Source organism: Bacillus cereus group sp. N12, assembly GCF_016483575.1.
GTDB classification, from domain to species: Bacteria; Bacillota; Bacilli; order Bacillales; family Bacillaceae_G; genus Bacillus_A; species Bacillus_A toyonensis.
Genome location: NZ_JAEHBO010000045.1, coordinates 1 through 17,255 on the forward strand (window position 1 = coordinate 1; position 17,255 = coordinate 17,255).

Sequence of the window (17,255 nt, forward strand, 5' to 3'; positions counted from 1 at the left end):
TGCGCACGTTATTGAGCAACATGCAAATAATCGCTTGTTCCGTCCACGTGTAAATTATGTTGGCGAGCGACATGTACTTAGTAAATAAGAACAACTGGGGAGTTGTTAGCGCCGCCCGCCAGATGGGTGTTTGACAGACACCCATCATTAATAATAACGAATTTTCGACAGAAAGGGAAGAATAGCATGATTAAAACAAATGAAATTAAACAAAAAGATGCATTATTAGAAGAAATTACGGATTATGTATTAAATAAAGAGGTTACTAGTGCAGAAGCATTTAGTACTGCTCGCTACGTATTATTAGATACACTTGGATGCGGAATTTTAGCATTGCAATATCCAGAGTGTACGAAATTATTAGGTCCAGTTGTACCAGGAACGGTTGTGCCAAACGGTACACGTGTACCAGGAACGTCTTATGTACTAGATCCAGTAAAAGGTGCATTCAATATTGGATGTATGATCCGTTGGTTAGACTATAACGATACTTGGCTTGCAGCAGAATGGGGACATCCATCTGATAACTTAGGCGGAATTTTAGCAGTTGCAGATTATATTAGCCGTGTTCGTATTTCAGAAGGAAAAGAACCATTAAAAGTACGTGAAGTACTAGAAATGATGATTAAAGCACATGAAATTCAAGGTGTACTTGCTTTAGAAAACAGCTTAAACCGCGTTGGTCTTGACCACGTATTATATGTAAAAGTAGCAACAACTGCAGTAGTTGCGAAAATGCTTGGCGGAACACGTGAAGAAATCTTTAATGCATTATCACATGCGTGGATTGATAACTCTAGTCTTCGTACATATCGACATGCTCCAAATACTGGATCACGTAAATCATGGGCAGCAGGTGATGCGACGAGTCGCGGTGTTCATCTTGCAATGACTGCTCTAAAAGGTGAAATGGGTTATCCAACAGCATTATCTGCGCCAGGATGGGGATTCCAAGATGTATTATTTAACAAACAAGAATTAAAATTAGCTAGACCACTAGAGTCTTATGTAATGGAAAATGTATTATTTAAAGTATCATATCCAGCAGAATTCCATGCACAAACAGCTGCAGAATGTGCAGTGAAATTACATCCGGAACTTAAAGAAAGATTAGATGAAATTGATCGTATTACAATTACAACTCATGAATCAGCAATTCGTATTATCGATAAAGAAGGTCCATTAAATAACCCAGCTGATCGTGATCATTGTTTACAATACATTACGGCAATTGGTTTATTAAAAGGAGATATCGTAGCGGACGATTATGAGGATGTAGTAGCAAATGATCCACGTGTAGATGAATTACGTAATAAGATGGTTGTTGTTGAAAACAAACAGTACAGTTTAGATTATCTTGACCCGAACAAGCGCTCAATCGCCAACGCTGTTCAAGTTCATTTTAAAGATGGTACTGTAACAGAAAACGTGGAATGTGAATACCCACTTGGTCACCGTTTCCGTAGAGACGAAGCGATTCCAAAAGTTGTTCAAAAATTCACTGCAAATATGGCAGGTCATTATTCTAGTAAGCAACAAGAACAAATTCATGAAGTTTGTTTAAATGAAGAAAAACTAGAAAATATGAATGTAAACGAATTTGTAGATCTATTCATAATTTAATAATAGGGGGAATTTAGAATGGCTTGGGTTGTGAATAAGCAGTCAACACAAGAGGAGCTTGCGAATGGCTTCCGAGCTTTAGTAGAAGCAAATGAAATTTTGCAAATTCCAGGTGCTCATGATGCAATGGCCGCTCTTGTTGCAAAAAATACAGGTTTTTCAGCTCTTTATTTATCGGGAGCTGCTTACACTGCAAGTAAAGGTCTACCAGATTTAGGTATCGTGACATCTACTGAAGTAGCAGAAAGAGCAAGAGATCTAGTTAGAGCTACAGATTTACCAGTTCTTGTTGATATTGATACAGGATTTGGTGGAGTACTAAACGTAGCGAGAACAGCTGTAGAAATGGTAGAGGCAAAAGTAGCGGCTGTTCAAATTGAAGATCAACAATTACCAAAGAAATGTGGACATTTAAATGGTAAGAAACTTGTTACTACAGAAGAATTAGTTCAAAAAATTAAAGCGATTAAAGAAGTTGCGCCAAGCTTATATATTGTTGCACGCACAGATGCTCGCGGTGTAGAAGGACTAGATGCTGCGATTGAAAGAACGAATGCATATGTTAAAGCAGGTGCAGACGCAATTTTCCCAGAAGCGCTTCAATCGGAAGAAGAATTCCGTTTATTTACTAGCAAAGTGAATGCACCTTTACTAGCAAATATGACTGAGTTTGGGAAAACACCATATTATAGTGCAGAGGAATTTGCGAATATGGGCTTCCAAATGGTGATTTATCCAGTAACGTCGCTTCGAGTTGCTGCAAAAGCATATGAGAATGTATTCACGCTAATTAAAGAGACTGGTTCTCAAAAAGATGCACTTTCAAATATGCAAACGCGAAGCGAGCTATATGAGACAATTTCATATCATGACTTTGAAGAATTAGATACTGGAATTGCAAAAACAGTATTATCAGAAGATCAATAGATAAAACAACTAGGGCGATGAGAATACATCTTTGGCAAAATGAACTGCTTGATGTGAAAATTCATCGCCTTCTGTTTTCAATAATAAGATATTCCACTCATCGTAGACGAGCATATGCAAAGAGCAATGAAGGCCGAAATGATAGGGGGATTCAGATGGAGAAAACGAAGTTACCTTGGGATGAATTTTTTTCAATCAATAAAGATGTGAATAATACTTTCTTTACACCAGAAGATTTTTCAGGGGATGAAGATTTAATCGCAAAAACGACAGAACAATTCGTTAAACAGGAAATTGTCCCACAAATTGAAAACATTGAAAAACATAACTATAAAGTTTCCCGTCAATTATTTGAGAAAGCTGGGGAACTTGGATTATTAGGCATTGAGGTACCAGAAGATTATGGCGGGTTCGAGTTAGGAAAGGCTGTCTCAGGTCTTGTAGCAGAGAAGATGGGTTACGCAGGTGCATTTAGCGTTTCATTTAATATACACGCTGGTGTCGGTACATTGCCTTACATATATTACGGAACGAAAGAACAGAAAGAAAAATATTTACCAAAAATCGCATCGGGAGAATGGATTGGGGCTTATGCTCTAACTGAGCCAAATGCTGGTTCTGATGCATTAAGTGCAAAAACAAGCGCAATTTTGAATGAAGAGGGTACAGCTTGGAAGTTGAATGGTGAGAAGCAGTGGATTACAAATGCTCATATGGCAGATGTATACGTTGTTTTTGCGAAGACAAATAAAGGAATGACAGCGTTTATTGTCGAAAGAACATGTGAAGGTGTATCTATTGGATTAGAAGAAAAGAAAATGGGGATTAAAGGTTCTTCAACAGCGACGCTTATTTTAGAAGATGTAGTTATCCCTGCTGAAAATGTGTTAGGGGAAGTTGGGAAAGGGCATCACGTAGCCCTTAATATTCTTAACTTCGCTAGACTAAAACTTGCTTTTGGAAATATTGGAACAGCAAAACAAGCAATTGGTTTGTCAGTTCAATATGGAAAAGAGCGAAAACAGTTCCAAACGGAATTAGTGGATTTTACGATGATACAAGAGAAAATTGCAAATATGATCATTACAACATATGGAGCAGAAAGTGCAGCTTATCGTACAGCAGGTGTAATTGATGACGCAATTCATGAGAGTGATGAGGACCTTATGAAAAAAATGTCCCAATTTGCAATTGAATGTGCACTGAATAAAGTGAACGCTTCTGAAACACTCGCTTATATCGTAGATGAAGCTGTACAAATTCATGGCGGTTACGGTTATATGCAAGAATACGAAGTAGAACGATTATATCGTGATGCTAGAATTAGTCGTATTTTTGAAGGAACAAATGAAATTAATAGATTAACAGTTGCTAAAATGTTAATGAAGCAAATCGAACAAATAGAAGATACTGAAGTAGAAATTGATATAGCAACTGTAGAAAGAAACCATCGTTACATTTTATTAGCGAAAAAATTGTTGAAACAATCTTTGAAAACGCTCTCTAAAACTCCAGGATTAAAAATTGATCAAGAGCAAGAATATTCACGTGTATTATCAAATATGTTGACGGACGTGTACGTCATGGAATCAGCATTTTTACGTACGAGTAAAGCAATTAATAAAAATGGTGAAGAAAAAGAGCGTACAAAACAAATGATAACGGATGTTATTTGTGAGGAAGGCTATCGTAAAGTAGAAGAAGCGGCGATTTCTATACTTTCAGCGGCTGTCACAGAAGAACAAGATAGACACGTAATGTTAGCTGAAATCCGTCAATTATTAGTGCCTTTATACACGAACGTATTTACGAAAAAGAGAGAAATTGCGAAAGCTATTATAAATCGTGGGAAATATATTGTGTAAATAGGAGGAAAGCGATATGAAAAAGATTGGTTTTATCGGTTTAGGTAACATGGGCCTTCCGATGTCTAAAAATTTAGTTAAATCAAGTTACACAGTATATGGTGTGGACTTAAATAAAGAGGCTGAAGCTTCCTTTGAAAAAGAAGGAGGAATTATCGGCTTATCAATCTCAAAATTAGCAGAGACATGCGATGTGATTTTTACAAGTTTACCTTCACCTCGTGCTGTTGAAGCAGTATATTTTGGGGAAGAAGGATTATTTGAAAATAGCCACTCGAATGTCGTATTAATTGATACAAGTACTGTATCTCCACAATTAAACAAACAGTTAGAGGAGTCGGCGAAAGAAAAGAAAGTAGACTTTTTAGCCGCACCAGTTAGCGGTGGGGTAATTGGTGCAGAAAATCGTACATTAACGTTTATGGTAGGTGGATCAAAAGACGTATATGATAAAACTGAATCTATCATGGAAGTGTTAGGAGCGAATATTTTCCACGTAAGCGAGCAAATTGATAGTGGTACGACTGTTAAATTAATTAACAATCTATTAATTGGTTTCTATACAGCTGGTGTGAGTGAAGCTTTAACATTAGCGAAAAAGAGTAATATGGATTTAGATAAAATGTTTGATATTTTAAATGTAAGTTACGGTCAAAGTAGAATTTATGAGCGCAATTATAAAAGTTTCATTGCATCAGAAAACTATGAGCCAGGATTTACTGTAAATCTATTAAAAAAAGATTTAGGCTTTGCAGTTGATTTAGCTAAGGAAAGTGAACTTCACTTACCTGTAAGTGAAATGTTATTAAATGTATATGAAGAAGCGAGTGAGGCAGGGTATGGTGAAAACGATATGGCTGCTTTATATAAGAAAGTTAGCGAACAATTAATTTCTAATCAAAAATAAATCATAAAAAGGAGAGAATACAATGATTACAACTGAAATTAAACGAGTAAAAAATCATATTAATGGCGAGTGGGTAGAATCTACTGGTACAGAAGTAGAAGCGGTTCCGAATCCAGCGACTGGAAAAATCATTGCTTACGTTCCACTTTCTCCAAAAGAAGACGTTGAAAAGGCTGTTGAAGCGGCAAAAGCGGCATTTGAAACATGGTCTAAAGTACCTGTTCCGAATCGTTCAAGAAATTTATATAAATATTTACAGCTATTACAAGAAAATAAAGATGAGCTTGCAAAAATCATTACGCTAGAAAATGGTAAAACGCTAACAGATGCAACAGGTGAAGTACAACGTGGTATTGAAGCGGTAGAACTTGCAACATCAGCTCCAAATTTAATGATGGGACAAGCTCTTCCTAATATCGCAAGCGGAATTGATGGATCGATCTGGCGCTATCCAATTGGAGTTGTTGCGGGTATTACACCGTTTAACTTCCCAATGATGATTCCATTATGGATGTTCCCACTTGCAATTGCTTGCGGTAATACGTTCGTATTAAAAACATCTGAGAGAACGCCACTTTTAGCAGAGCGACTTGTAGAGTTATTCTATGAAGCTGGTTTTCCAAAAGGGGTATTAAATTTAGTACAAGGCGGAAAAGATGTTGTAAATAGCATTTTAGAAAATAAAGATATTCAAGCTGTTTCGTTCGTTGGTTCTGAGCCGGTAGCTCGTTACGTATATGAAACAGGTACGAAACATGGAAAACGTGTACAAGCGTTAGCAGGTGCGAAAAATCATGCGATTGTAATGCCAGATTGCAATCTTGAAAAAACGGTACAAGGTGTAATTGGATCTGCGTTTGCAAGTAGTGGAGAGCGCTGCATGGCATGTTCAGTAGTAGCAGTAGTAGATGAAATTGCTGATGACTTTATCGACGTACTAGTAGCAGAGACGAAAAAACTAAAAGTAGGTGACGGTTTCAACGAAGATAATTACGTTGGACCATTAATCCGTGAATCGCATAAAGAGCGTGTTTTAGGCTATATTAATAGCGGTGTAGCAGATGGAGCAACTTTATTAGTAGATGGTCGTAAAATTAATGAAGAAGTTGGAGAAGGTTACTTCGTTGGAGCAACAATCTTTGATGGCGTAAACCAAGAAATGAAAATTTGGCAAGATGAAATTTTCGCTCCAGTATTAAGTATTGTGAGAGTGAAAGATTTAGAAGAAGGTATTAAATTAACAAATCAATCTAAATTTGCAAATGGCGCGGTTATTTACACTTCAAATGGTAAACATGCACAAACGTTCCGTGATAATATCGATGCTGGTATGATCGGTGTAAACGTAAACGTTCCAGCACCAATGGCATTCTTCGCATTTGCAGGAAATAAAGCTTCCTTCTTTGGTGATTTAGGTACAAATGGTACAGATGGTGTTCAATTCTATACACGTAAAAAGGTTGTAACGGAGCGCTGGTTTTAATATAGAGTGAACAGCCAAATCAGTTGTTAAATGAAAACCACCACTATTAATAGTGGTGGTTTTCGTCTTGTTAATTATTTTTTTCAAAAGCTAGTTTAATACCAAAACCAATTAAGACGATTCCTGTTAAGCCTTGAATATAACGTTGCGTCTTCGGTTTCTTCATAAAAGCACTAATTTTATCAATTAAAAATATATAAAAGGCAAACCAAATGATTGTTAAAACGAGATAAGTAAGACCCATTACGAGAAGCTGAATAAATGTATTATGACTTGGATTTAAAAATTGTGGTAAAAAAGTTAAAAAGAAGACTGCAATTTTAGGGTTTAATAAATTCGTAAGAAACCCTTGGCGAAAACAAGAAGTATGTTCTTTATCATTATTTATAGATACATCATTTGTATTTACACCTTCTTTGTTTTTCACTGCTAATAGGGCTTTAATACCAATATAGATTAAATAAAGGGCCCCAACATATTTGAAAATAGAAAATAAAAGAGCTGACTTTACAATAAGTGCGGAAAGACCAATTACAGCAGCTAAAGTATGAATCAAAAGTGCAACACATGTACCGAATACTGTTTTAACACCGCCCATTTTACCAGCAACTAATGTGTTTTTCGTAGCCATCGCTGTATCAGGTCCAGGTAAAATGATTAGACAAATAGACATAATGATGAAAAGAAGATAATTTTCTATCATATTCGTCCTCCTTCTTTATTTTTAGAATATTTGATTAAAATTAGTGTAGCACAAAATTTAATTTAATAAAATTAAATTTTGTTAAAAAATATTAAATAAGAAGAGGCTATATTCGTAGTGGTGAATACACTACAAATATAGTCTCACTGTTAGGCATTAAGTAAGTTAAAGAAACGATTTACGTCGTCTTCTGAAACATCGCTTACCTGTTTATATTTATAATTCGGATTTTGGTCTTTATCAACGACAACGGAGCGTACGCCCTCGAAGAAATCTTCATGTCTCATGAAATTTTTAGCAAGTATAAGATCTGTAGCGAAACATTCTTCAACAGATTTTCCTTTGCCATCTAATAGTTGTTTTAAAGTTACTTTTAATGAAATTGGAGATTTTGATAATAATATTTGTTTCGTTTGTAAAGCGAATTCGCTATCTCCTTTTTCTAATGAGTCGATAATTTCTTCAATCGTTTCTAAGGCAAAGTGTGTATTAATTTCCTCTAATGAAGCAGCAAGTTTGCTTTCTAAGTCAGGAGTAGATGTAAAGGTTTGAAGAACTGCTTTTAAATGAGTATGTACATCTTCAGTATGCCAATTTACGTTGTCAAGTTCGGCTAGAAAAGCTGGTAATGAATCAGACGTCATAAAGTAATCAGCAGCATGAATAAATAATACGTCAGAAGCTTTTAAAATAGATGCTGTTAAAGCAACGTAATTTCCTGTATATCCAGGTGCTTTATTTAAGAAATATGCGGCGCCGACGTCTGGAAAGAAGCCGATGTTCATCTCAGGCATCGCCCATTTTGTGCGCTCCGTCACAATACGATACTTCGCACCATTTGTAAGTCCGACACCACCACCCATTACAATTCCATCTAAACAAGCGATAATCGGTTTTTTATATTGATAAATATATGTATCAATTTCATACTCTTCTTCAAAAAAACGTTCTGCATGCTGTAAAGCAACTTCGTTTGAACGTGCTTCGTAAAGAGTTTTAATGTCACCGCCTGCGCAAAAACCTTTCGTTCCGGCTCCCTTTAATACGATAATTGCAATGCGCTCATCGTTCTCCCATTCTTTAAGTTTTTGCCCAATTGGTTGTAACATATCATAAGATAAAGAGTTAAGTGCTTTTGGGCGGTTTAAAGTAATTGATGCAACGCCGTTTTCACTAACAGAAAATAAAACGTTTTCAGTCATGATTCATCCTCCCTTATATATCTTCTTATTCTTAATTCTTGATACGTATTGAAATGTCCTGTATAAATTTTGTCTAAAGTTGACGGTAAGTGTTATTTTATTCCGCTATTTGTGGATAAGAAGGCCCACACCTTGAAATTCGACGAATACGAGAAAGTTAGGTAGAAGAGAATGGCTGTTAAAAGTTTGATAGGTACGAGCGATAGGCAGTGGGAGTTTTGTTCATACCTATTAATTCATGCTTCACTTTATTCAACGCATATTTTGCCGAGTTATCTTTGCAGGATTTTGAATGTTGAAGATGAATAATACATTATTAATGTAAGTGATATTATTTGAAATTATTATGGCAAAAGCGCTATTATAAATGTGTAAAATGTAAAAAATTTCTTGAAAACAGAATGGTTTAAATGATAATGAATGTTTACATGGAATTAGAAATAGAGAAAGGAGAAATCGGAATGCCAGGACCTTTATTATTGTCGGTTATTATCTTGTCATCATTAATGATAGGGATTACTCAGTTTTTTCATCATACAGATACGACAGAAGAAGTAAAGGATAAAGTTCGTCTCGTATTTCCGATTTTTATCGTATCTATTTCCTTATGTTTTCTATTAAATAAAGATGGGTATATTGTGGTGGTTTTTTCATTTTTCGTAGCGAGCGTTTTAATAACGATTTTATATTATGTAATGAAAGATTATATGCAAAAATAAAAATGTCTAAATAGACATTTTTATTTTTGCATAACATTAAATTTCACATACCGTAATTTAAATGAAAACATAAAACATATAGCAACAGAAAAGTGTGTACTTTACCGTGTATGTACTTGTCAATCTTGCATAGCCACTATACTATTAAAATGTAGAGATTATAAGAAGGGGTTGTATCTATTATGAAATTTGAGATGCACACAAAAATAGTTTCAAATGAAAAAGAAGTAAGATTACATATGGAAGAAAACATATTTCAATTAAACTTGAATGGTTATCATTTATTTGCAGTTCAAGAAATATTACCTTTATATAAATCAAATGAAGAAAGAATTGGTAGTGCGATTATACAAAAGTTAGAGTGGGAGAACGGAAAAACTACAGTAAACTATCAACTCGTATCACTAAACTCAGTAAATTAAAAGGAGAAGGAAATTATGAAGTTATTTCATACAGCGGATTGGCATTTAGGCAAGCTTGTTCATGGCGTGTATATGACTGAAGATCAAAAGATTGTATTAGATCAGTTTGTACAAGCTATTGAAGAAGAAAAACCAGATGCCGTAATTATTGCAGGGGACTTATATGACCGAGCAATTCCACCTACGGAAGCAGTAGACTTATTAAATGATGTATTACAAAAAATAGTGATTGATTTACAAACACCAGTTATCGCAGTTGCAGGAAACCATGATAGTCCAGATCGTATACATTTCGGTAGTAGTTTAATGAAGAAACAAGGATTATTTATTGTGGGACAATTTCAATTTCCATATGAACCCATTGTATTAAATGATGAATATGGCGAGGTTCACTTCCATCTAGTTCCCTATTCGGATCCAAGCATAGTTAGACATGTATTGAAAAACGAAGACGTCCGATCTCATGATGATGCGATGCGTATTTTTATGAATGAACTTTCTGAAACGATGGATAAAGAAGCAAGACATGTATTTGTAGGTCATGCATTTGTAACTTCTGCGGGAGAAGCGGAGGAGAATACAAGTGATGCAGAACGTCCGCTTTCAATTGGTGGTGCTGAATACGTAAATAGTCATTATTTTGATAAATTTCATTACACAGCGCTTGGACATTTACATCAAGCGCATTTCGTACGTAATGAGACAATTCGATATTCAGGTTCGCCACTTGCATATTCTATTTCTGAAGAAAAACATAAAAAAGGATATTATATCGTGGAACTGGACGAAAAGGGTGAAACAACAATTGAAAAAAGATTACTTACACCACGTCGTAAAATGCGAACAGTAGAAGCGAAAATAGATGAATTATTACAACATCCGGTAAGTGAAGATTACGTGTTTGTAAAACTATTAGATGAAAATCCTGTTTTGCAGCCAATGGAAAAAATACGCTCTGTATATCCAAATGCAATGCATGTTGAAAGGTCTATTCAAAGGCGAGAGTTCACAGAGTCAAATGAAGTAACTGTTTCAAGACATAAAACGGATGATGTATCTCTTTTAAAAGCTTTTTATAAAGAAATGAAAGGCTTAGATTTATCAGAAGAGAAAGAACGTCTATTTGTAGAAGTATTACAAACAGTGCAAGAACGGGAAGGTGAACGAGGATGAGACCGATTCAGCTTATTATGACAGCATTTGGGCCATATAAACAGACAGAAGTAATCAATTTTGATGATCTTGGAGAGCATCGCATCTTCGCCATTTCTGGAAATACGGGAGCTGGAAAAACAACGATTTTTGATGCGATTTGTTACGTATTATATGGTGAAGCTAGTGGGGAAGAACGCAGTGATACGAGCATGCTTCGAAGTCAGTTTGCTGATGATGATGTTTATACAAGTGTAGAACTAACTTTTCAGTTAAAAAGGAAGCACTATGAAATAAAACGGCAACTTGGCCATAAAAAACAAGGGAATAAGACGATTACAGGACATGCAGTAGAATTATATGACGTTATGGATGGAGAAAAAATTCCAGCTGTTGATCGTTTTCATGTAACAGATGTAAACAAAAAAGTGGAAGATTTAATTGGGTTAAGTAAACATCAATTTAGTCAAATTGTTATGTTACCACAAGGAGAATTCCGAAAACTATTAACATCTGAGACAGAAAACAAAGAAGAGATTTTACGTCGTATTTTTAAAACAGATCGTTATAAATTAATGCGTGAATTACTTGATCAAAAACGAAAACAATGGAAAGACGTTCTGCAAGAAAAACAAAAAGAGCGAGAGTTACATTTCCGCAATGTATTTAAACTACCAATTCGAGATGGAGCATTATTAGAGACATTAGTGGAACAAGAACATGTAAATACGCATCAAGTAGTAGAGGCGTTAGAGCAAGAAACAACGGCATATAAGACAGAGGTTGCGCAATTACAACTAGAACAAGATGCTCGAACAAAGCAATTAAAAGAAGCTGAAACACGTTTTCATGCAGCAAAATCTGTAAATGAGAAATTTACAGATTTACAACAAAAGAATGAAAGATACAACACTTTACAAGAAAACCGTGCGGTCATTGAAAGGAAAGAAACATCTTTTAGACGTGCGGAACAAGCAAAGCATTTATTACCATTTGAGCAATGGCACGAGGAAGCAATGCAAAATGAACAGAAGGCTGAAAGTTTATTAAAGCAGATTATCGTAAAAAAAGAGAATATAATAACCAGTTTTACACTTGCACAGCAGAAATACGAAGTAGAAAAAAATAAAGAACTTGAACGAGAAGATGCTAAAAAACTTGTTCAAAGATTAGAAGAATTACAATCAATTATTGCATCATTAGCTGAAAAAAAGTTGAATTTACAAAATGCTGAAATTCAACTAGGAAGATTAAAAGAAAGTATGCAAAAGCTCGATCAACTACTAGAAGAGCATACAAATCAAAAACAGAGAATGTCTGGTGAATTACAGCAATTAGAACAAGCACTTGAGCAGTATGTAGCGAAAGTAGAAGAACTAACGAACATGCGAGAAGATGCAAAAGTTTTAAAGCAGGCATATGACGTTTGGCAAGAGAAACAAAAATTCGAGCAAGAAAAAGAAGCAGCATATACTAAGATGCAAGAGGCAGTTCGTGCATATGAAAATATGGAACGCCGCTGGCTAAGCGAACAAGCAGGCATATTAGCACTTCATTTACATGATGGTGAATCTTGTCCAGTTTGTGGTAGTACGAATCATCCGAAAAAAGCGACAGAGCAAAGTAATGCGATCGATGAAAAAGAGTTAAACGATTTAAGAGACAAGAAAAATGTTGCTGAAAAATTACATGTTCAAGTAGAGGAGAAATGGAATTTCTATCGACTACAATATGAACAGGTGATCGAAGAAGTCATGAAACGAGGGTATCACTCAGATGAATTAGTTGAAACGTACAGTGCACTCGTTCAAAAAGGAAAACAATTAGCGGCAGAAGTTAATACGTTAAAAGAAAGCGAAGAAACGCGTAAGCAAATTGCTGTGAATATAAAAAGTGTAGAAGAAAAAGTAGATGAACTTCAGAAACAAAAGCGTGAAGCAGAAACATTGCAGCACCGTACAGAAATGGAGTGCATGCAACTTCGTACGTCATATGAACATGATAAGCAAAATATTCCAGATAACTTACAAACAGTACAAGCTTGGAAAGCACAGTTTGACCAAGCAATGCAACAACTTAGGTTAATGGAAGACGAATGGAAGAAAGTGCAAGAAGCATATCAACATTGGCAAAATGAAAATATACGTATTCAAGCAGAACATGAAGGTGCATCTAATCAATTTGAAAGTGCAAAATTGAAGAAAGAAGAGACTCTCTCGCGCTTTATGAAAGAACTAGAGCAGAGGGGATTTATAGATCAGCTAACGTATAAAGAAGCTAAGTTAAATGATGCTGAGATGGAGATGTTACAAAAAGAAATTCAAAGTTACTATTCATCTCTTGAAGTACTTGCAAAACAAATTGAAGAGTTACATGCTGAATTAAAAGATAAAGAGTTTATGGATATTACATCGTTAGGTGAGCATATAAAAGAATTAGAAATCAATCTCGATATAAGTAAAGAAAAACGACAACGTGCGCAAAACGCTGTAACATATATTTCTGATTTACATGAAAGTATTAGACGTATTGATGAACAAATTCATGAGGAAGAAAAAGCTTTCCAAGAACTAGTTGATTTATATGAAGTAATGAAAGGCGATAACGAAAGTCGCATATCATTCGAGCGTTACATCTTAATTGAGTATTTAGAACAAATTGTTCAAATTGCAAACGAACGATTACGAAAATTATCAAATGGGCAATTTTATTTAAAAAGAAGTGAGCGAGTTGAAAAAAGAAACCGTCAAAGTGGATTAGGTTTAGATGTGTACGATGCATACACCGGCCAAACACGTGATGTGAAAACATTATCTGGCGGTGAGAAGTTTAACGCATCGCTTTGCTTGGCGCTTGGAATGGCAGACGTCATTCAAGCGTATGAAGGTGGTATTTCCATTGAAACGATGTTTATCGATGAAGGTTTCGGTTCATTAGATGAGGAATCATTAACGAAAGCAGTAGACGCTTTAATTGACTTACAAAAATCAGGCCGATTTATCGGTGTCATTTCACACGTTCAAGAGCTGAAAAACGCAATGCCGGCTGTATTAGAAGTAACGAAGCAGAAGGATGGTTGTAGTCAGACTCGGTTTGTGGTGAAGTAAGTTCAATTTTAGTTCATACTAAAAGATTTAATCACGCTTTTCTCGAATTGTTACATAATTTTATTATGTAAGTAAGGGTTTATATTTTAAAATGTTTTATTTACATTTGAATTTAAATAAAAGTATGTAAGCTGGTTCTAATCGTTATTAAATGTAGAACTTATGAAAAATCAAAGGCCGTCTCTTTTTTAGAGGCGGCCTTTGTATGTTTGTTATTCAAAATTTGATAACTCACCTATGAATTATCAGAAGAAGGCGGTGTATTTTCCAAACGATTATAAGCTTTAAAAGCTACGATTGCCGATATAACACCACCTACTAAAAATAGAGTTGATCCACCAACTAAAATGATACGACTGACATATGTCTCACGTGCTTCTTCAATTTCTTCTTGTAACATTGTAGGCATATGAAATCCTCCTTTGCCAAATTGTTTTGTAAATAGTATATACAAACGCCTAAAATGTGTTAAGATTACTGGATAGTTTTATGCGGAAGATACAAAATGCATAAAACTATCCAGCACGTAGTAGGATGCAAGTCATTAAATAAATCTTCATCATAAATTTATGCTAACTTCACATAGAGCACATATTAACATTGTATTATGTATATGTACCAAATAAATAAATGAATAAATAAAAAAAGTGAATAATTGTAAGTTCTATTTTTGAAAATTTGAGATCCTATTATTTCTATATGAAGGTCTTGAGCGGGAGTATTGAATTTTGTAGAAATGGATCTTAATAAAAAGGAATTCATATAAAAGGGGAATGTCTTATGACAACATATACGAGTGAAATGAAAAAAAGTGTAGTTTCAGAAGAGGATGTAGATATTTTAAAAATTATGGCGCATCCAATCCGATTACAAATTGTAAATGAATTAAGTACTAGAAAAACTTGTAATGTAACACAATTAACAGAATTGCTGAATATTCCACAATCGACTGTTTCGCAACATTTATCAAAAATGAAAGGTAAAGTGTTACGAGCTGAGCGAAAGGGTTTAGAAATTTATTATCACATTAATAATTTAAAAGCGAGTAAGATTGTTAATGTTTTAGGATATATAAACTAATGAAGTATTATGATATAAAATAGCCTCTGCTGGTGAGCAGAGGCTATTTTGTGTTGTTTTATCACGCATTAACGGGCAATGAAACTTCCACCTCAAAATTTAGCTTGAGCAAAGAAATTAGGATGGGAGATAAACTGCCCGTTAATGCCCGATTGGTGAGGGTTGATTAAAGTTTTACTTTATGTATTTGCATTTAAAATTTTATAGTTTTTATGATTTACTATCGTTCGATCAAATTCAAAAGTACCACCGCTTACATCTGTAATTTCAACTAAGACCGATTCAGTATATAGTTTTAGTACAGACCCAGTAATCTTTAAATTATTTCGTTGAAAAAGTATAGTATCCCCTACGTTTGCTTTCATAGTACCTCCTTATAAAAGACAGAAATATTTGTTTATTACATATATTAAACCACGGATAGTTATATTAGTGAATATTTAGTTTTGTTTATCAATGAAAATTTTTTTATTTAATAGAAAAGTATAGAGTGCTCCTATGGTAAAAGTTATATTTTGTTTAAGGTTATTATATGCAAAGTAAAATTTTTCAGAATTGGCGAACCAATATTTCTATGTAAATTATGTAGCTAAACAAATTAATCAAAAGAGAGATAATATGTAGCTCTAAACGTAAAGTAGATCAGCAAAGTTTTATAGGGAAGGCAGCATTGTTTTTCGGAGTACAGGAAGTAATTTCTTCAATAAGTATAAATAAGCGTTTCTCAAAAGTAATAGTATTCAGGTGAATATAGTATAAGAAATGAAAAGAAATGGAGTTATCATCTGTATAAATCTGACTAAAAATATAGAAAAACTCAAATATAAAAAGGTATTCAATTAAAAATGGAGAAGTAATATATATGAAAGGAGAGATTCATATGAGTAAAGGGAAAAAGAAAGTTAAGCAAACTAGTTTTCTGGTGAATTTTTTGAACGGCAAGGGGAGTCTCGTGAAATTTTAATAGTATTATAGTTATCCCCTTGTGAAAAAATTGGTTGGGGGAATATATAAATGATAACAGAAATGAATATTAAAGTAGTTTGTGAGGAACAGTTTTCAAATAGAGAAATAAAAATTTTAGAGACGTTTCTTTCAACTCTATCGGGGCATTCTAACGCTTTCGTTACAAAAGAGGGGATGTTTTTAAATCCTTTAAGTAAAGAGAAGAGTGTGGTCTATTATCACAATTTTGTATTTGTAAAATCACTTACAGAAGAAAAGTGTGCAGAATTAAAAGAAGTTTTAACAAGACGTATTAAAAACGCTTTCGTTATGATGGAATTTGTAGAGCCAATCGTTACATTTGAAGAAACAATTATAAACGTATAAAGAAAATCAGCCTTATGAATTGACCTAATAAAACCTTCTCTTTACTAAATAGTAAAGAGAAGGTTTTATTACAGCCCAGTTTAATTTATGAAAATACAACAACTCAATTCAAATAGTACGTGTATTAACAAAGGGTGACAATGATTTCATTTGTGTTCTACTATTTAAATTTCAATTCAAAGATGGTTGTCAAACAGATATTCATATAGGCCGAATTTTTGAAAGTAAAGTTTTTAATAAGATAGGTAAAGATGAGAAGTCATTCTGAGATTAAAGAGGACACTATAGAATTGTGACCATTACACTTTTAATGTAATGGTTTTTTTCATGCAAACAACCAGAAACTTCGAAAAGAAGTTATATATATTCGTATCCAATTAAGTAGGAAACCTTTTGTTTGCATAAGGTAATCAAAATTTGACTGGAGCAAAGAAATTAGGTGGGAGTCGGGCTGCTCGTAAACATCTGATTGGTGTGGCCTAATAATCAATGAGAGGTGAATAAAATCCTACAGATTAAAGTTTCACTAAATGAAAAAGATTTCAAAAACACTTGTAAGCCGTACTTATATAACACAATACGAACAGCTGCTACGTATTTAATAAGCAGTTTGTTGTATTTCACCCTTCATTTTCTGTAACTGATTTCATATTTTTGACGCTTTACATTGTAAGTGCTTACATAAGCGGGGACATCTTATACAATGAAGTTGTCAAATCAAAGAGGTGGACAA

16 protein-coding genes are annotated in these 17,255 nt (G+C 34.3%); 12 read left to right on the forward strand and 4 right to left on the reverse strand.

The genetic code is table 11. The features are described from left to right. The 6 genes from JDS92_RS30970 to JDS92_RS19045 all read left to right on the forward strand — a co-directional run. Nucleotides 1-88: hypothetical protein (locus JDS92_RS30970; protein ID WP_242476013.1), on the forward strand; the 88-nt coding region annotated here is incomplete at its 5' end. Nucleotides 89-186: 98 nt separating this feature from the next. After that, nucleotides 187-1,623, forward strand: coding sequence for a 2-methylcitrate dehydratase (gene prpD / locus JDS92_RS19025; protein WP_097956768.1), 1,437 nt, complete (start codon nucleotides 187-189; stop codon nucleotides 1,621-1,623). Between the two features lie 18 nt (nucleotides 1,624-1,641). Further along, nucleotides 1,642-2,550 (forward strand): methylisocitrate lyase, encoded by a 909-nt coding sequence (gene prpB / locus JDS92_RS19030; protein WP_097956767.1) that lies wholly within the window; start codon nucleotides 1,642-1,644, stop codon nucleotides 2,548-2,550. Between the two features lie 155 nt (nucleotides 2,551-2,705). Then, entirely contained in the window at nucleotides 2,706-4,415 is a 1,710-nt protein-coding gene (locus tag JDS92_RS19035) for an acyl-CoA dehydrogenase family protein (protein ID WP_070189612.1), read from the forward strand. A 16-nt stretch (nucleotides 4,416-4,431) separates the two neighbouring features. Then, nucleotides 4,432-5,322 carry an NAD(P)-dependent oxidoreductase gene (locus JDS92_RS19040; RefSeq protein ID WP_097956764.1) on the forward strand — a complete coding sequence of 297 codons (891 nt, stop codon included), beginning with the start codon at nucleotides 4,432-4,434 and terminating at the stop codon, nucleotides 5,320-5,322. A gap of 22 nt (nucleotides 5,323-5,344) precedes the next feature. Then, nucleotides 5,345-6,805 (forward strand): CoA-acylating methylmalonate-semialdehyde dehydrogenase, encoded by a 1,461-nt coding sequence (locus JDS92_RS19045; RefSeq protein WP_016108339.1) that lies wholly within the window; start codon nucleotides 5,345-5,347, stop codon nucleotides 6,803-6,805. Nucleotides 6,806-6,875: 70 nt separating this feature from the next. Here JDS92_RS19045 and JDS92_RS19050 read toward each other — a convergent pair whose 3' ends face one another. Then, nucleotides 6,876-7,508, reverse strand: a complete 633-nt coding sequence (locus tag JDS92_RS19050) for a LysE family translocator (RefSeq protein ID WP_000572350.1) — start codon at nucleotides 7,506-7,508, stop codon at nucleotides 6,876-6,878. A gap of 149 nt (nucleotides 7,509-7,657) precedes the next feature. After that, nucleotides 7,658-8,710, reverse strand: a complete 1,053-nt coding sequence (locus tag JDS92_RS19055; protein WP_097956762.1) for an enoyl-CoA hydratase/isomerase family protein — start codon at nucleotides 8,708-8,710, stop codon at nucleotides 7,658-7,660. Nucleotides 8,711-9,171: 461 nt separating this feature from the next. On the opposite strand from JDS92_RS19055, the gene JDS92_RS19060 reads away from it, so the two are divergent. The 4 genes from JDS92_RS19060 to JDS92_RS19075 all read left to right on the forward strand — a co-directional run bounded on the left by JDS92_RS19060 (nucleotide 9,172) and on the right by JDS92_RS19075 (nucleotide 14,110). After that, nucleotides 9,172-9,429, forward strand: a complete 258-nt coding sequence (locus JDS92_RS19060; protein WP_002093761.1) for a hypothetical protein — start codon at nucleotides 9,172-9,174, stop codon at nucleotides 9,427-9,429. 182 nt (nucleotides 9,430-9,611) lie between these two features. Further along, a complete protein-coding gene (locus JDS92_RS19065; RefSeq protein WP_000667358.1) occupies nucleotides 9,612-9,851 on the forward strand; it encodes a DUF2584 domain-containing protein in 240 nt (79 codons plus the stop codon). A gap of 15 nt (nucleotides 9,852-9,866) precedes the next feature. Then, on the forward strand, nucleotides 9,867-11,024 hold the full coding sequence (locus tag JDS92_RS19070; RefSeq protein ID WP_199632328.1) for an exonuclease SbcCD subunit D: 1,158 nt from the start codon (nucleotides 9,867-9,869) through the stop codon (nucleotides 11,022-11,024). Continuing rightward, the gene (locus tag JDS92_RS19075; RefSeq protein ID WP_199632329.1) at nucleotides 11,021-14,110 is read left to right on the forward strand and encodes an SbcC/MukB-like Walker B domain-containing protein; all 3,090 of its coding nucleotides are present in this window, start codon (nucleotides 11,021-11,023) and stop codon (nucleotides 14,108-14,110) included. The genes JDS92_RS19070 and JDS92_RS19075 overlap by 4 nt, the downstream gene beginning before the upstream one ends. 235 nt (nucleotides 14,111-14,345) lie before the next feature. On the opposite strand, the gene JDS92_RS19080 is transcribed toward JDS92_RS19075, so the two are convergent. After that, entirely contained in the window at nucleotides 14,346-14,519 is a 174-nt protein-coding gene (locus JDS92_RS19080) for a hypothetical protein (RefSeq protein ID WP_001142745.1), read from the reverse strand. A gap of 371 nt (nucleotides 14,520-14,890) precedes the next feature. On the opposite strand from JDS92_RS19080, the gene JDS92_RS19085 reads away from it, so the two are divergent. Further along, the gene (locus tag JDS92_RS19085; RefSeq protein WP_000214792.1) at nucleotides 14,891-15,190 is read left to right on the forward strand and encodes an ArsR/SmtB family transcription factor; all 300 of its coding nucleotides are present in this window, start codon (nucleotides 14,891-14,893) and stop codon (nucleotides 15,188-15,190) included. Nucleotides 15,191-15,369: 179 nt separating this feature from the next. Here JDS92_RS19085 and JDS92_RS19090 read toward each other — a convergent pair whose 3' ends face one another. After that, nucleotides 15,370-15,555: a YkvS family protein gene (locus tag JDS92_RS19090; protein WP_000646787.1), complete on the reverse strand. Its 186-nt coding sequence runs from the start codon at nucleotides 15,553-15,555 to the stop codon at nucleotides 15,370-15,372. A gap of 649 nt (nucleotides 15,556-16,204) precedes the next feature. Between JDS92_RS19090 and JDS92_RS19095 the strand changes: the two genes are divergently transcribed. Then, on the forward strand, nucleotides 16,205-16,522 hold the full coding sequence (locus tag JDS92_RS19095; RefSeq protein WP_000627296.1) for a hypothetical protein: 318 nt from the start codon (nucleotides 16,205-16,207) through the stop codon (nucleotides 16,520-16,522). Nucleotides 16,523-17,255 lie beyond the last annotated feature (733 nt).

Coding starts and splice junctions, on each gene's coding strand:
- prpD (WP_097956768.1), top strand. CDS start 187: ATGATTAAAACAAATGAAATTAAACAAAAAGATGCATTATTAGAAGAA.
- prpB (WP_097956767.1), top strand. CDS start 1,642: ATGGCTTGGGTTGTGAATAAGCAGTCAACACAAGAGGAGCTTGCGAAT.
- JDS92_RS19035 (WP_070189612.1), top strand. CDS start 2,706: ATGGAGAAAACGAAGTTACCTTGGGATGAATTTTTTTCAATCAATAAA.
- JDS92_RS19040 (WP_097956764.1), top strand. CDS start 4,432: ATGAAAAAGATTGGTTTTATCGGTTTAGGTAACATGGGCCTTCCGATG.
- JDS92_RS19045 (WP_016108339.1), top strand. CDS start 5,345: ATGATTACAACTGAAATTAAACGAGTAAAAAATCATATTAATGGCGAG.
- JDS92_RS19050 (WP_000572350.1), bottom strand. CDS start 7,508: ATGATAGAAAATTATCTTCTTTTCATCATTATGTCTATTTGTCTAATC.
- JDS92_RS19055 (WP_097956762.1), bottom strand. CDS start 8,710: ATGACTGAAAACGTTTTATTTTCTGTTAGTGAAAACGGCGTTGCATCA.
- JDS92_RS19060 (WP_002093761.1), top strand. CDS start 9,172: ATGCCAGGACCTTTATTATTGTCGGTTATTATCTTGTCATCATTAATG.
- JDS92_RS19065 (WP_000667358.1), top strand. CDS start 9,612: ATGAAATTTGAGATGCACACAAAAATAGTTTCAAATGAAAAAGAAGTA.
- JDS92_RS19070 (WP_199632328.1), top strand. CDS start 9,867: ATGAAGTTATTTCATACAGCGGATTGGCATTTAGGCAAGCTTGTTCAT.
- JDS92_RS19075 (WP_199632329.1), top strand. CDS start 11,021: ATGAGACCGATTCAGCTTATTATGACAGCATTTGGGCCATATAAACAG.
- JDS92_RS19080 (WP_001142745.1), bottom strand. CDS start 14,519: ATGCCTACAATGTTACAAGAAGAAATTGAAGAAGCACGTGAGACATAT.
- JDS92_RS19085 (WP_000214792.1), top strand. CDS start 14,891: ATGACAACATATACGAGTGAAATGAAAAAAAGTGTAGTTTCAGAAGAG.
- JDS92_RS19090 (WP_000646787.1), bottom strand. CDS start 15,555: ATGAAAGCAAACGTAGGGGATACTATACTTTTTCAACGAAATAATTTA.
- JDS92_RS19095 (WP_000627296.1), top strand. CDS start 16,205: ATGATAACAGAAATGAATATTAAAGTAGTTTGTGAGGAACAGTTTTCA.